Source organism: Streptomyces sp. NBC_01275, assembly GCF_026340655.1.
In the GTDB taxonomy this organism is placed as follows: domain Bacteria; phylum Actinomycetota; class Actinomycetes; order Streptomycetales; family Streptomycetaceae; genus Streptomyces.
Window position 1 is genome coordinate 566949 of sequence record NZ_JAPEOZ010000001.1, and the last position, 14142, is coordinate 581090.

Consider the following 14142-nt stretch of genomic DNA (forward strand, 5'->3'; position numbering starts at 1 on the left):
CTCGCCACCCCCTTCACCCCTCCGCCGCTCTGGAGTGTCCATGACCGCGACCGCTTCCGTTCATCCCGTCGACGAGGTGCCACCCGTACGGCAGTTGGCCGCCTTCGGCCTGCAGCACGTGCTCGCGATGTACGCCGGCGCGGTGGCCGTGCCGCTGATCGTGGGCGGTGCGATGAAGCTGTCGCCCGCCGACCTGGCGTATCTGATCACCGCCGATCTGCTGGTCTGCGGCGTGGCCACGCTGATCCAGTGCATCGGCTTCTGGCGCTTCGGCGTCCGGCTGCCGATCATGCAGGGCTGTACGTTCGCGGCCGTCTCGCCGATGGTGCTGATCGGGACGACGGGCGGCGGACTGCCCGCGATCTACGGATCAGTGATCGTCGCGGGCCTCGCGATCGTGCTGCTCGCGCCGGTGTTCGGCAGGCTGCTGCGCTTCTTCCCGCCGCTCGTCACGGGCACCGTGATCCTGATCATCGGCATCTCGCTGTTGCCGGTCGCGGGCAACTGGGCGGCCGGAGGCGTCGGTTCGAAGGACTTCGGGGAGCCGAAGAACCTCGCGCTCGCCGCGTTCGTCCTCGTGGTGGTGCTGGGCGTGCAGCGGTTCGCGCCGGTCTTCCTGAGCCGGATCGCGGTGCTGATCGGGATCGCGGTGGGTCTGGCCGTGGCGGTGCCGTTCGGGTTCACGGACTTCGGCGGGGTCGGGGACGCCGGCTGGGTCGGGATCAGCACGCCGTTCCACTTCGGCGCGCCCTCCTTCGAGGCGTCGGCGATCATCTCGATGCTGGTCGTGGCGCTGGTGACGATGACCGAGACGACCGGCGACCTGATCGCGGTCGGCGAGATGACCGGTCGCAGGATCGAGCCGCGCACGCTCTCGGACGGTCTGCGCGCCGACGGCCTCTCAACGGTCCTGGGCGGCGTCTTCAACACCTTCCCGTACACGGCGTACGCGCAGAACGTGGGCCTGGTCGGCATGACGCGGGTACGCAGCCGCTGGGTCGTCGCGACCGCGGGCGGCATCCTCGTCCTGCTCGGTCTGCTGCCCAAGCTGGGCGCGGTCGTGGCCGCCGTGCCGGCGCCGGTGCTCGGCGGAGCGGGGCTGGTGATGTTCGGGACGGTGGCGGCGAGCGGTCTGCGGACCCTGGCCGAGGTCGACTTCAAGGGCAACCACAACCTGACGGTGGTGGCCGTGTCGGTCGCGATGGGCGTGCTGCCGGTGGGCGTGCCCACGATCTACGCGAAGTTCCCCGACTGGTTCCAGACGGTGATGAACAGCGGGATCAGCGCGGGCTGCGTGACCGCGATCGTCCTCAACCTGCTGTTCAACCACCTTGCCGCGAAGGGCGGTTCAGCCGCTCCCGAGCCGGTCGGCCTGCCGGCCGGCGGCGGCGAGGACGCGGTCGAGAAGCCCCGGGAAGAGGTCGTCTAGGTCGTCCCCGCGCAGGCCGTTCATCTTGGCCGTGCCCCGGTAGACCTGCCGGACCACCCCGGCCTCGCGCAGCACGCGGAAGTGGTGCGTGGTGGTCGACTTGGTGACCGGCAGATCGAAGTGCGAACAGGAGAGCTCGTCGCCCTCGGCGGCGAGCTCTCGCACGATCCGCAGGCGCATCGGATCGGAGAGCGCGTGCAGCACGGCCTCCAGCCGGATCTCCGCGCGCGCCGGGTGCGGCAGGTCGCGACTGCTGGGAGCGGGGGCGGTCACGGCGGCTCCAGTTCCGGGAATCCTCGTCGTTGCGTCGGGCCCCGTCGTCCTTCGGGGTCCCGTCCGGGATCCCATTGTACGAGACTCTTCGTAGTTTGACATACACCGTACTACGATGCCTATCGTACGAGTCGACCATCGGTCCCGTGACGAATGGAGTCCGCCGTGAGCGCGTTGTTCGAGCCCTGCACCCTGCGCGAGGTGACGATCCCGAACCGGGTGTGGATGCCGCCGATGTGCCAGTACTCGGCCGCGCCCGAGGGTCCGGACGCCGGAGCGCCCACCGACTGGCACCTCGCCCACTACGGGGCCCGTGCGACCGGCGGCACGGGACTGATCGTCGTCGAGGCCACCGCCGTCGCCCCCGAGGGCCGGATCTCGCCGCAGGACCTCGGCATCTGGAACGACACCCAGGTCGAGGCGTTCCGCCGGATCACCCGCCTCCTCTCCGCGCAGGGCACCGTGCCGGCGATCCAGCTCGCCCATGCCGGCCGCAAGGCGTCGACCGACCTCCCCTGGAAGGGCGGAGCGCCTCTCGGCCCGCAGGCACACGGCTGGCAGCCGCTCGCACCGAGCGCGCTCGCCTTCGACGAGGTCCACCCGATCCCCACCGAGCTGACGACCGATCAGATCTCCGAGATCGTGGGGCAGTTCGCGGACGCGGCCCGCCGGGCCCGCGCCGCCGGCTTCGAGATCGTCGAGATCCACGGCGCCCATGGCTATCTGATCAACGAGTTCCTCTCGCCCCACTCCAACCACCGCACGGACGCCTACGGCGGCTCGTACGAGAACCGCACCCGCTTCGCCCTCGAAGTGGTGGACGCCGTCCGGGCGGTGTGGCCCGAGGACAAGCCGCTGTTCTTCCGCGTCTCGGCGACCGACTGGCTGGCGGAGGGCGGCTGGACGGCGGACGACACGGTCCGCTTCGCACGCGATCTGCACACCCACGGCGTCGACCTGCTCGACGTCTCCACCGGCGGCAACGCCTCCGGCGTGCGCATCCCGGTCGGCCCCGGCTACCAGGTCGCCTTCGCCGCACGGGTGAAGGCCGAGACGCCGCTGGCCGTCGCCGCCGTGGGTCTCCTCACCGACGTCGAGCAGGCCGAGAAGATCGTCGCCAACGGCGAGGCGGACGCGGTGCTGCTCGGCCGGGAGCTGCTGCGCAACCCCTCGTGGGCCCGGCACGCGGCGCGCACCCTGGGCGACGAGGTGCGGGTGCCGGAGCAGTACCTCCGCTCCGTGTGACCCGAGCGCACGCTGGTCAGCGGGCCTCGGCCGGCCGCCGGTAGACGCCGTCCCGCCGGTGCAGACGGTGCAGGTCGACGAGGAGGCGGCGCAGCGTCACGTGGTCGGTGGCGCCGCCCTCGCACCAGGGGCGCAGCAGGTCGTCGACCTCGCGTTCGGCGTAGTCCCGGCCCTCCTCGAAGGTCCGCTCCGCGAGGTGGGCCAGCACCAGCTTCTTCCGCTCCCACTGGGCCGGCAGCCGCACCAGACGCCCGTCCCGCAGAAAGGTCCGCAGCACCGCCTCGGTCCGCTCGTCCCCGGTGCCGTGGTCCCGCGCCGGCCGAGGCGTGGAGGTCTCGCGCGCGAGGTCGCGGAGACGGTCGTACGCCACCGCGAGTCCTGTGCCGTCCGAGACGACGATCGCGCGGTCCTCGAGGCGGCGCAGGGCGATGACGGCGTCCTTGGCGGACAGTCCGGTCCGGTCGACGACCTCCGCCGGGCTTCTGGCGCCGAGCGCCACGGCGGCGAAGGCCCGCACCCGGTTCTCCTCGGCGAACAGCCTGACCACGTCGTCGGACGTCATGTCCCGCTCCCCCGTCCTGTCCGTCCCCGGTCCCGTCCATGGGCAGGGCGGACGGCGGCCGCCCCGGCCGCGCCGACGCTACTCTCCGCTCCTCGCTGTCCGCTCACCATTTTCCGCGACCGGCCGGGGACACGACCGTCCCCGGACCGGCGGGTTGATGACGAACCATCACATCTAGCTGCAGGTCGCCCCGTTGAGGGTGAATGCGGTCGGCGCCGCACTGTTCCCGGTGTGATTCGCCTGGTAGCCGATCGTCACGCTCGCGTTCGGCGCGAGCGTGCCGTTGTACGACGCGTTCGTCGCGGTCACCGCGCCGGAAGCCGGGGTGTACGTGGCTCCCCAGCCGTTGGTGATGGTCTGCCCGGCGGGCAGGGTGAAGCCGAGCTGCCAGCCGTTGACCGTGGCCGTGCCGGTGTTGGTGAGGGTCACGGAACCGGTCAGACCGGTGTTCCAGGCGTTGGTGGAGGCGGTCACCTTGCAGCTGCCGGGCTGGGGCTGCGGGCCGCCGGGGCCGGCGGTGTCCAGGCCGAAGAAGGTGAGCACGCGGGCGGCCATGCCCCAGGCGTACAGGTTGTGGCCGACGCCCTGGAGGCTGATGGCCTCCACGGGGGCCTGGTCACCGGTGCCGCCGTAGCGGGTGCGGGTCCAGCCGGAGGCGGGCGAGTCGGTCGCGGCCGGGGTCTGGCTCACTCCCTGCGCATTGGTCCACTGCTTGATCTCCTCGCCGAAGTTGGCGTAGCGCAGCACGTCGTCCTCGGTGCCGTGCCACAGCTGCATCCGGGGCCGGGATCCGGTGTACCCGGGGTAGGCGCCGCGGACCAGGTCGCCCCACTCCTGCGGGGTGTGGATCACGGTGCCGCCGGAGCAGGCGCTGTTCCACTCGGAGCCGTCGGTCGTGGCGAAGCAGCCGAACGGCACCCCGGAGAACGCGGCGCCCGCGGCGAACACGTCGGGGTAGTCGCCGAGCAGGACGTTGGTCATCATCGCCCCGGAGGAGATGCCGGTGGCGTACACCCGGGAGGTGTCCGCGGAGTAGGCGGCGGTCACCCAGTCGATCATCGACTTGACGCCGACGGGGTCGCTGCCGCCGCCCCGCTTGAGCGCCTGGGGCGAGGAGACGTCGAAGCACTTGCTGCTGCGGGTGACGGACGGGTAGACGATCACGAACCCGTACTGGTCGGCGAGTTGGGCGTACTCGGTGCCGGAGTACATCGCCGGGCCCGAGCCTCCGCACCAGTGGACGGCGACGAGGACGGGCGGGTGCGCGGCGACCGCGGCCGGGGCGTACACGTACATCTGGAGGTTGCTGGGGTTGGCGCCGAAGCCGGTGACCTCGGTGAGGGCAGCGGCGGGGACGGGTGCGGCGGCCTCGGTGCGGGCGGAGGCGGCGGGGGCGCCGAGGAGCGCGGCGGCGAGGAGGAGCACCAGTGCGCCGAGTAACGAACGCAGGACTCTCCCGGGGGAGTTGAGGGTCGATGACACGCGCTGGTCCCTTTCTGGTAGCGGCTCGGGGGACGTCGCAGTCGAGAACGGGCGGGAGGCGCTCAGCAGGTGGCGTTCGTCTGGGTCAACAGGCCAAGACGCCAGGGGAGTTGGGAGTAGGGGCCGCTCGAGGCGGGGTCCAGGCCCTGGTACACGTAGCGCAGGCGGCAGGGGTCGATCGTGAGGGTCTGGTCGACGCCGTCGCGGATCATCTCGCCGTGGCTGAAGTCCTTCGTCCAGGCGGACGGGCCGTCGGCGAACGTGACGTTGCCGGACCGGATGAAGGGGTTGGCCTCGGTGTCGGCGAGCGGGGTCCAGGCGCCGCCCAGGCTGTCGGACGTCCAGGCGCGGAAGTAGCGGCGCCAGTCGGAGCCGGTGGCCAGGGCCTCCACGAGCATCAGGTACTTACCGCTGTCGCCGAGGCGGTAGACGTTGCTCGCCTCGAAGAGGTCGAAGCGGTTGGGCTCGGACAGCACGATCGCGGTGTCGCGGAAGCCGCCCGGGAACTCGGCGCGGGTGGTCCGGGAGCGGTACTGGTGGCCGTTGTCGTCGGAGAAGAACAGGTAGCAGTCGCGCTGGTCGCAGATGGTCCAGAAGTCCAGCCAGCCGCCGGTGCCCTTGTTGTCCGTGACGACCTGGGGCTCGCTGTCGAAGAAGTACTTCGGCGCGCTCCAACTGCCGGGATTCGTGGGGTCCTTGGTGGTCGAGTAGGACGGCGGACCGGTCTGGTAGACCATGTACCACGTCTGCTGCGGCGCGAAGTAGAACACCTGGGGCGCGGCCGCGTACCGGTCGCCGATGTTCGGGTTGGCGTCGAGGAACGTCTGCGGCGCGGAGGCGGCCTGGGACCAGTCGGCGAAGCTGGTGTAGGCCAGGCTCCACCGGCCGGCCGTGTCGGCGGTGGTGGCGTAGACGTGCCAGCGGTTCTTGTAGCGGAAGACCGTCGGGTCCTTGACCGAGACGATCGGGTGGGCGGCATCCGGCTCGGGGCTGATCAGCGGGCCGGTGGAGGTCCAGGCGAAGGAGCCGGGAAGCGGTCCGGCCCGGTCGGGCGCCGTTCCCGTCACGGCCGCTGTCGCCCCGGCCGTCGCGGCGGCCGGGCCGGGCCCGAGGACCAGACAGGCGACGGCGATCAGCAGCAGGACCAGCCCGGCGGTGAACGTGCGCGTGCGCGGAGTCGGCATCGACTCATCCCTCTCGTCGCAGCTCGCGGTAGCTCATGAGCCGTCGTCGAGGCTCATGAAGGGAGGCGTCCGCATCGCATGGTGGCATGCACACGCCCTCCATGGAAGCGCTCCCACGGCAACTTCCCGGAAGCCCTTGCCGGCCGGCCGGGGCGAGAAGGGGGCGGGCCGGGGACGGGCCGAGGGCGACCGAATGCGTTCTGCGCAAAGCGTTGACTAGAAAGCGCTTGCCCCCTACGTTCCGTTCAGCAGTGTGACCGAGCCGCTCGTCGAGTCCCCAAAAGGGCCGCCTTGCCCGTGTTCGGCGTTCAACATGGCGTACGTCGTTCATGTATGCGATCACTTAGCTCTCCTGAAGGGACGCACCCGCATGCGTACCGGCCCCCCACGTACACACGTGCAAAGATCCGCTCTCGTCGCGGCGGCCGCCGCACTCGGCGCCGCGGCGGTTCTCGTCCTCCCGCAGTCGGCGGGCGCGGCCGACGCCTCTCCGGTCGGGTTCGGCGCCGGCACGACCGGCGGCGGCAGCGCCGCGGCGGTCACCGTGTCGACGCTGGACGCGTTCAAGACGGCCGTGACCGGCGACACGGCGAAGGTCGTGAAGGTCAACGGCCTGATCTCACTGAGCGGTCAGGTCGACATCGGTTCCAACACCACGGTGCTGGGCGTCGGTTCGTCGTCCGGTTTCACCGGCGGCGGGCTGCGGCTGAAGAAGGTCACGAACGTCGTGGTGCGCAACCTGAACATCAGCAAGCCGCTGAAGCCCGCCGACGGGATCGAGGTCCAGGCGTCGACGAAGGTGTGGATCGACCACAACTCCTTCTCGGCCGACCGCGATCACGACAAGGACTACTACGACGGCCTGCTGGACATCAACCACGCCTCGGACTACGTCACCGTGTCCTGGAACACCTTCAAGGACCACTTCAAGGGCTCGCTCGTCGGCCACAGCGACAACAACGCGGGCCAGGACACCGGGCACTTGAGGGTGACGTACCACCACAACTACTTCAGCAACGTCTACTCGCGCATCCCCAGTCTCCGTTTCGGCACCGGGCACTTCTACGACAACTACGTCGTCGGGGCCGAGACCGCCGTGCACTCGCGCATGGGCGCCCAGATGCTCGTCGAGAACAACGTCTTCCGCTCGACGCTCGTCGCCGTCACCACCAACCGCGACAGCGACGTGGACGGCTACGCCAACCTGACCGGCAACGACCTCGGCGGAGCCGCGACCGAGGTCTCGCAGGTCGGCACGTTCACCCAGCCGCCCTACAGCTACACCGCCGAGCCCGCCTCCTCCGTCGTCGCCTCGGTGACGTCCGGCGCGGGCGCCGGAAAGATCTGACCCTCCCCACCGGAAACCCTCCCCCACCTGGAAGAAGGCATCGGGACATGACTTCCCCAGCACCTCGGCGCGCCCGTGGGCGCACCCTGACCGGAGCCCTGGCAGCCGTCGGCCTCTCGGTTGGCATGATCATGACCGGTGGTGCGCTCACCCCGGCGAGCGCCGCCACCTGGCCCACCGCCAACGGCAGTCAGGCCGTCTCCGCCACCATCTCCGTGTCCGGCACCAAGGACTACGCGATGAAGCGCCTGTACGGCACCGGCGACCTCGGCAGCGGCAGCCAGGACGAGGACCAGGGGCCGATCCTGGAACTGGCGGCCGGCGCCGTCCTGAAGAACGTCATCATCGGCGCGCCCGCCGCGGACGGCATCCACTGTCTGGGCAGCTGCACACTGCAGAACGTCTGGTGGGAGGACGTCGGCGAGGACGCTGCGACGTTCCTCGGCTCCTCGTCCTCCAACGTCTACACCGTCTCCGGCGGCGGGGCGAAGGAGGCCAGCGACAAGGTGTTCCAGTTCAACGGCGCCGGAACGCTGAACGTCTCCAACTTCGCGGTGCAGAACTTCGGCACCTTCGTGCGCAGCTGCGGCAACTGCAAGAGCGCCCAGTACAAGCGGACGATCAACCTCAACACCATCGAGGCGACCTACAAGGGCAGCAAGCTCGTCGGCATCAACACCAACTACGGCGACTCGGCCACCCTGCGCAACATCACCATCGTCGGGGACAGCAGCAAGAAGATCATCCCATGCCAGAAGTACATCGGGAACAACACGGGCGCGGAGCCGACCACCAACGGCACGGGCCCCGACAGCACCTACTGCAAGTACGCGACGTCCGACATCACGTACAAGTAGTCCCGCTCACCGACCCCCCACGGTGAAAGGCGGCCGTACGAAGCGCCCCCCGCACGGCGCTTCGCACGGCCGCCGCCGTGTGGCGGAACGCCGTGTGGCGGAACGCAGTGTGGCGGAACGCAGTGTGGCGGAACGCCGTGTGGCGGAACGCCGTGTGGCGGAACGCCGTGTGGCGGAACGCAGTGTGGCGGAACGCCGTGTGGCGGAACGCAGTGTGGCGGAACGCAGTGTGGCGGAGCTAAGAAACCGGTCCCAACGTCGTTTCCGTGAGTTCCCGCCGGTAAGAGCCGTACGCGGCGCGCAGGGCGGGCCCCGGCCAGTCGGCGGGCAGGAGTTCGGCGGGCAGCACGGGGTCGGCGAGGAGATGCCGTACGACGGCGGCGAGGGCCGTGAAGCGGTCGGCGGGCCGGTGCGTGCGCCCGACGTGGGCCAGCAGGGCCCGGGCCGTGTCCGCCCACGCGGGGAGGGGCCAGAGGCTCGCGGCGAGCTCGCGGGCGGGCGTCCCGGGGCGGGCGGTGAAGCACTGGAGGACGTCGCCGAGGTCCGGGGGCCAGGGCCGGCCCAGGTTGGCCGGGCGCAGCCAGACGCCCTCACGGAGTTCGGCGAGCCTGAGGGCCGCCAACCGGGCGCGCAGCTCGACGCGTTCGGCGGGGCCGCGGCCCGTGGCGGTGATCACGGCCGTCTCCCAGTCGCCGTCCCACGCGCGCGTGTCCGGATGCACGGCGTCGTCCTGGCGGCGCTGGCGTTCCAGCAGGCGGTCGCTGAGCCGGTAGACGGAGTCCGTCCGCCGCAGGTCGCCCGCCGCCACCATCCGGCTGAGCGCGGCCCGCACCGTGGACCCCCCGACCCCGAAGGGCTCCACTCCGCGCACCAGGTCCTTCGCCGCGAGTTCGGGCGGATGCGTCCCCAGCAGCAGGCTCAGGACCACCGACCGCGCGGACAGCGGGCGCAGATCGACCTCGCCGGGCTCCGCAGACACGTTCATCCGCATGAGGACGTACTGTACGTGCAGCCTGCATGTTGCACTATTGCTGCGACCGCAGAGAGAGTGCAACATGGTCGACATGGCCCAGATACTCGCGCAGCCGCAGAACCAGCCCCAGAACCGGCCCCCATCCGAGTCCCCGTCCCCGTCCCAGCCGCCGTCGCCGTCCCAGCCCGCGGCGCCCGTCGCGTCGTACGCCACACACGACGTCACCAATCAGCCGCCTCCCCTCGCCCCCTACGACGCGTCCGACGACGTCGCGCTGCTGGAAGGGCTGCGGCGGGAGGGCGCTGGGTGGGCGGAGCGGGACGTGCGCCGGATCGGTCTGCGGGCCGGCGGCGTCGAGGCGCAGGAGTGGGGCGAGCTGGCCAACCGGCACGAGCCCGTGCTGCGCACGCACGACCGCTACGGTCACCGCGTCGACGAGGTCGATTTCCACCCGAGCTGGCATGCGCTGATGCGGGAGGCGGTCGCCGAGGGGCTGGCCGGCTCGCCCTGGGCCGAGAGCCGCCCCGGCGCCCATGTCGCCCGGACGGCGAGCGGGCTGGCCTGGGGGCACACGGAGGCCGGGCACGGCTGCCCCACGTCGATGACGTACGCCGCCGTACCCGCCCTGCGCCGCCAACCGGAGCTCGCGGCCGTCTACGAGCCGTTGCTGACCAGCCGGGAGTACGACCCGGGGCTGCGGGCGCCGGCCGAGAAGCGCGGGCTGCTGGCCGGCATGGGGATGACCGAGAAGCAGGGCGGCTCCGACGTCCGGACGAACACCACGGCGGCCACGCCCACGGCGGAGCCGGGGGTGTACACCCTGCGCGGGCACAAGTGGTTCACCTCCGCGCCGATGTGCGATGTGTTCCTGGTGCTGGCGCAGGCGCCGGGCGGGCTGTCCTGCTTCCTCGTGCCGCGCGTCCTGCCCGACGGCGCCCGCAACACGTTTCGCATCCAGCGGCTGAAGGAAAAGCTGGGCAACCGCTCCAACGCGTCCTCCGAGCCCGAGTTCGACGGGACCGTGGCCTGGCTGGTCGGGCCCGAGGGCCAGGGCGTGAAGACGATCATCGAGATGGTCAACTGCACGCGGCTGGACTGCGTGATGATGTCGGCGACGCTGATGCGCAAGACGCTCGTCGAGGCGGGCCATCATGCCCGCCACCGCCGTGCGTTCGGCGCGCGGCTGATCGACCAGCCGTTGATGCGCAACGTCCTGGCCGATCTGGCGCTGGAGTCCGAGGCCGCCACCACGCTGACGCTGCGGCTGGCGGGGGCGGCCGACCGGGCGGTGCGCGGAGACGACGGCCACGGGACCGAGCAGGCCTTCCGGCGGATCGCGACCGCCGTCGGCAAGTACTGGGTGACCAAGCGGGGTCCGGCCTTCACGGCGGAGGCCCTGGAGTGCCTGGGCGGCAACGGTTACGTCGAGGACTCCGGCATGCCCCGGCACTATCGCGAGGCGCCGCTGCTGTCGATCTGGGAGGGCTCGGGCAACGTCAACGCCCTCGACGTACTGCGGGCATTGACCCGCGAGCCCGCCACCGTGGACGCGCTCTTCGGCGAACTCGCCCTGGCGCAGGGGGCGGACGCCCGGCTGGACGCGGCCGTGGCACGGCTCAGGTCCCGGCTCGGCGAGGCGACGCAGGCCGGCGCCCGCCGTCTGGTCGAGCAGATGGCCCTCGCCCTCCAGGCCTCCCTCCTGGTCCGGCACGCGCCGCCCGCGGTCGCCGACGCCTTCTGCGCGACCCGCCTCGGCGGCGACTGGGGGTACGCCTTCGGCACGCTCCCCGACGGCGCGGACGTCGACGGGATCCTGACGCGGGCGCTGCCCGACGGCTCCTGACGGGCACGCCGACCGCGGATCCCGGACGGGAACGTCAGCCTCCGACGGGCCTTCCGATCGAGATTCGACGCACGTCATCTGTGCGTAACCGCTCGATTCCGCTTCGTTGTCAGTGGCGTGGTGCAGACTCGTGATCAGTTGGCACTTCTGACACACCGTCCGGGGGAGGACAACGTGTTCACGGGGATCGACGAGGTCGACTGGACCTCGCTGCGGCATGCGAACGGCAGCGCGGAGGACGTGCCCGGATGGCTCAGGGGGCTCGCCTCCGCGGAGCCCGGCGAGCGCGCCGCCGCACTGGACGGGATGTACGGCGCGGTGCACCACGACGGGAGGGTGTACGACTCGACGCTCGCCTGCGTTCCGTTTCTGCTCGCGCTGGCCGCCGACGAGCGGGTCCGGGAGCGCGGCGGGCTCGTGGAGCTGCTGGTGAGCATCGGCACCGGGGAGGGCTCGGGGGCCCAACCGGGAGCGGGCGGCGTCTCGGCGGTCCGGGCCGGCGCCGAGGTCTTCGTCCGGCTGGCCGGGGATCCGGACGCGGCCGTGCGCAGGGCGGCGGCCGCGGCGGTCGTGCGGTTCCTCGACGAACCGGCGCGGGTGCTGGGGCTGGTGCGGGAGCGGCTCATGGTGGAGCGGGACGACCGGATCGTGATCGCCCTGATCGACGGCCTCGGTCACTTCGCGCGTCGGGGCCCCGGACAGTGCGCCGGGGCGGTGGAGCTGCTGGCCGCGCAGAGCGGCCCGCCGTACGGGCCGGGGCCGCGACTCGCCGCCCTGGGCCAGCTCGCGGCCTGCGCTCCCGAGCGTCTGCCGGCCGATCTGGTCGCGGTCGTGCTCGGGCTGCTCAGAGAGCGCTCCGCGCGCCGCCGCCGCTGTCCGATCCCGTCTCCGGCGGCGGCCGACGCGCCCTCGCTCGTCGACCGGTTACGGCGGCTGCGGCCGTCGGACGAGGAGGGGACCCGGCTGCTGCGCACCCTGCACACCGCGCTCGACGACCGGCTGTCCGACCGGATCGCCCTGCTGCACGGGCAGTTGACGAGTCCGGAGCCGACCGACCGGTGCAACGCCGTGCTGCTGTCCGCCGCCCTGTTCCGGGAGTGGCGCGGCGGCCATGACGCGACGGTGGCGTCGATCGGGGAACGGCTGCGGTCGCGGGAGGGCGAGGCTCAGGAGGACGAAGGGCGCCTGCGCGACGCGGCCGTGTCCGTCCTGGACGACCTCTTCACCCTGGCCGCCCCGGCCGCCGACGACCTCCACGCGCTGGTGGCCGCGCGCCCCGACCTGTGGCTACGACGATGGCGGCGCGAGGCGCCCACGTTGGGCGGTCCCCTGCGCGCCCTGGCCAGAAGCGGGGATCCGCGCGCGGCCCCCGTGCTGGCCGAGGTGCTGGCGGGGCCGGTCCTCCCCCGGGACCTGGGGAGAGTCGTCGCCGACCTGGGCGCGTCGGCGGCCCCGCTCGCACCGGATCTGCGGCACGCGCTCGCCGCCGTGCCCCTCGGCTCCCCCGACACGGCGACGCGCGCCGCGGCCCTGCTGCCGGCGGTGCGGGCGCTGCGCGACGCGGAGGCCGTGCCCGGGGTCCTGCGTCTGCTCTCGGACGCCGGTCTCGGCCACGGTGACGACCGGTGCGCACGGGCCGCGATCGAGACGCTGGGGGCGATCGGATCCGCCGCACGAGCGGCCGTCCCGGCGCTGCACGCAGCGCTGGAGGGCGAGCAGGCGCTCGCCGCGGCGGACGCGCTGTGGTCGGTCGAGGGCGACGCTTCCGTCGTCCTGCCCGTCCTGCTGCGGGGATCGACGCACGCCGACTCCCGGTACCGGACGCATGCCGCCCGGACACTCGCGCTGCTCGGCCCTGCGGCCCGCCCGGCGCTCCCCACGCTGCGCCGGATGACGCAGGCGCACACGGCGCCGGAGCGGACGGCGGCGGCCTGCGCCGTCAGCCGGATCACCGGGGAGGCGGACGCGTCCGTCGCCGCGGTGCTGCGCTCCGCCTGGGCGGAACACCCGCGCACGCGCGTGGGCATCGCCGCCTGCCTCGGCGCCCTCGGCCCCGCCGCCGCGCCCCTGCGCGACCTGGCTACGACGGAACTCGCGGCCCCGCGCCGCCACACAGCCCAGCCGGGCGGCCAAGGCAGCCCCGGCCACGGCAGCCACGACATACCGAGGGACGAGGAGCTGCTGAGGGTATGCGGGAGGGTGACGGCGACGACGACGGCCTCCTAGCCGAGCGGTCGGCCGTACGGTCGTACAGCCGTCGTCGCCCTGCGGGCCTGGGCACTCCACACTCGGTCCCCGGCCCTCGGTCCCCGGTCCCCGGTCCCCGGCTCAGCCCATCGGTCGCCCCCAGAGCGCGTCGAAGCGCGCCCAGTCGGTGTCCCACTGCTCCACGCGTCGGCGTTCCAGACGGCTGCGCAGGACGCGGCCGCCCGCGAAGGGGAGGACGGCCGTGCCCACGCCCGCGAGACCGCCGACCAAAGACGCGCGCAGGCTGGCCTGGGCGGGGGTGGCCGGCTCGGTCACCAGACGGCCCTGGCGGTCCGTCCAGACCGTGACCGGGGTGCCGGTGGGGCTGCCGGGGCTGACCCGGACCTGGCCGGAGTGCGTGGAACCGTCCGGTCCGGTCCAGCCGACCTTCGCCCAGACCTGGTCACCGCCGGCGGAACCGGTCTGCGCGGCGGCCTTTCCTGGCGCCGGCTCGGTCAGTCGTCCCACGAGCGGGCGCCACTCGACGCGTTCCCGGGCCAGACCGTGTTCGACGGACCCCGCGGCCGTCCATCCCGCCAGCACCCCGGCGAGGACGGTCAGCGCCCACACGCCGAGCACGACCCAGGCCTCCACCGTGTCGGCGCGACGCTTGAGCGGGTTGCGCCGCCAGCGCCACAGCCACACCTTCGGACCACGGAACGCCATCGAAGGCTTCCTCCTCATGAGCGCGAACATCCC

At 72.3% G+C, this 14142-nt stretch carries 12 protein-coding genes and 1 pseudogene; 6 read left to right on the forward strand and 7 right to left on the reverse strand.

The annotated features are described in order from the left end of the window. Positions 1 to 40 precede the first annotated feature (40 nt). Positions 41 to 1429, forward strand: coding sequence for a nucleobase:cation symporter-2 family protein (locus OG562_RS02505; RefSeq protein WP_266393111.1), 1389 nt, complete (start codon positions 41 to 43; stop codon positions 1427 to 1429). On the opposite strand, the gene OG562_RS02510 is transcribed toward OG562_RS02505, so the two are convergent. Next, the gene (locus OG562_RS02510) at positions 1349 to 1702 is read right to left on the reverse strand and encodes a helix-turn-helix transcriptional regulator (RefSeq protein ID WP_266393112.1); all 354 of its coding nucleotides are present in this window, start codon (positions 1700 to 1702) and stop codon (positions 1349 to 1351) included. The two genes, OG562_RS02505 and OG562_RS02510, sit on opposite strands and share 81 nt — an antisense overlap. A 165-nt stretch (positions 1703 to 1867) precedes the next feature. Between OG562_RS02510 and OG562_RS02515 the strand changes: the two genes are divergently transcribed. Further along, positions 1868 to 2947 carry an NADH:flavin oxidoreductase/NADH oxidase gene (locus tag OG562_RS02515; protein ID WP_266393113.1) on the forward strand — a complete coding sequence of 360 codons (1080 nt, stop codon included), beginning with the start codon at positions 1868 to 1870 and terminating at the stop codon, positions 2945 to 2947. A gap of 16 nt (positions 2948 to 2963) precedes the next feature. On the opposite strand, the gene OG562_RS02520 is transcribed toward OG562_RS02515, so the two are convergent. From OG562_RS02520 to OG562_RS02530, 3 genes are all read right to left on the reverse strand, one after another. After that, the gene (locus tag OG562_RS02520; protein ID WP_266393114.1) at positions 2964 to 3509 is read right to left on the reverse strand and encodes a DUF2087 domain-containing protein; all 546 of its coding nucleotides are present in this window, start codon (positions 3507 to 3509) and stop codon (positions 2964 to 2966) included. 174 nt (positions 3510 to 3683) lie between these two features. Next, positions 3684 to 4991, reverse strand: coding sequence for a PHB depolymerase family esterase (locus tag OG562_RS02525; protein WP_266393115.1), 1308 nt, complete (start codon positions 4989 to 4991; stop codon positions 3684 to 3686). 62 nt (positions 4992 to 5053) lie between these two features. Next, complete coding sequence (locus tag OG562_RS02530; RefSeq protein ID WP_266393116.1) at positions 5054 to 6175, reverse strand: non-reducing end alpha-L-arabinofuranosidase family hydrolase; 1122 nt, start codon at positions 6173 to 6175, stop codon at positions 5054 to 5056. A gap of 370 nt (positions 6176 to 6545) precedes the next feature. Here OG562_RS02530 and OG562_RS02535 point away from each other — a divergent pair, with 370 nt between their 5' ends. Then, positions 6546 to 7523, forward strand: a complete 978-nt coding sequence (locus OG562_RS02535) for a polysaccharide lyase family 1 protein (protein ID WP_266393117.1) — start codon at positions 6546 to 6548, stop codon at positions 7521 to 7523. Between the two features lie 47 nt (positions 7524 to 7570). Next, entirely contained in the window at positions 7571 to 8380 is an 810-nt protein-coding gene (locus OG562_RS02540) for a pectate lyase (RefSeq protein ID WP_266393118.1), read from the forward strand. On the opposite strand, the pseudogene OG562_RS46175 reads toward OG562_RS02540, so the two are convergent. Then, positions 8367 to 8597: pseudogene (locus OG562_RS46175) on the reverse strand (hypothetical protein); the annotation flags it as partial. The gene OG562_RS02540 and the pseudogene OG562_RS46175 sit on opposite strands and share 14 nt — an antisense overlap. 21 nt (positions 8598 to 8618) lie before the next feature. Further along, positions 8619 to 9371, reverse strand: a complete 753-nt coding sequence (locus tag OG562_RS02545) for a PaaX family transcriptional regulator C-terminal domain-containing protein (RefSeq protein ID WP_266393119.1) — start codon at positions 9369 to 9371, stop codon at positions 8619 to 8621. 73 nt (positions 9372 to 9444) lie between these two features. On the opposite strand from OG562_RS02545, the gene OG562_RS02550 reads away from it, so the two are divergent. Then, positions 9445 to 11196, forward strand: a complete 1752-nt coding sequence (locus OG562_RS02550) for an acyl-CoA dehydrogenase family protein (RefSeq protein WP_266393120.1) — start codon at positions 9445 to 9447, stop codon at positions 11194 to 11196. Between the two features lie 174 nt (positions 11197 to 11370). Then, complete coding sequence (locus OG562_RS02555; RefSeq protein ID WP_266393121.1) at positions 11371 to 13422, forward strand: HEAT repeat domain-containing protein; 2052 nt, start codon at positions 11371 to 11373, stop codon at positions 13420 to 13422. A gap of 102 nt (positions 13423 to 13524) precedes the next feature. Here OG562_RS02555 and OG562_RS02560 read toward each other — a convergent pair whose 3' ends face one another. Beyond that, positions 13525 to 14109: a hypothetical protein gene (locus OG562_RS02560; protein ID WP_266393122.1), complete on the reverse strand. Its 585-nt coding sequence runs from the start codon at positions 14107 to 14109 to the stop codon at positions 13525 to 13527. Positions 14110 to 14142 lie beyond the last annotated feature (33 nt).

What these genes read in the sequence shown, in the direction of transcription:
- OG562_RS02505 (WP_266393111.1), top strand. Translation starts at nt 41, where the DNA reads ATGACCGCGACCGCTTCCGTTCATCCCGTCGACGAGGTGCCACCCGTA.
- OG562_RS02520 (WP_266393114.1), bottom strand. Translation starts at nt 3,509, where the DNA reads ATGACGTCCGACGACGTGGTCAGGCTGTTCGCCGAGGAGAACCGGGTG.
- OG562_RS02530 (WP_266393116.1), bottom strand. Translation starts at nt 6,175, where the DNA reads ATGCCGACTCCGCGCACGCGCACGTTCACCGCCGGGCTGGTCCTGCTG.
- OG562_RS02535 (WP_266393117.1), top strand. Translation starts at nt 6,546, where the DNA reads ATGCGTACCGGCCCCCCACGTACACACGTGCAAAGATCCGCTCTCGTC.
- OG562_RS02540 (WP_266393118.1), top strand. Translation starts at nt 7,571, where the DNA reads ATGACTTCCCCAGCACCTCGGCGCGCCCGTGGGCGCACCCTGACCGGA.
- OG562_RS02545 (WP_266393119.1), bottom strand. Translation starts at nt 9,371, where the DNA reads ATGCGGATGAACGTGTCTGCGGAGCCCGGCGAGGTCGATCTGCGCCCG.
- OG562_RS02550 (WP_266393120.1), top strand. Translation starts at nt 9,445, where the DNA reads ATGGCCCAGATACTCGCGCAGCCGCAGAACCAGCCCCAGAACCGGCCC.
- OG562_RS02560 (WP_266393122.1), bottom strand. Translation starts at nt 14,109, where the DNA reads ATGGCGTTCCGTGGTCCGAAGGTGTGGCTGTGGCGCTGGCGGCGCAAC.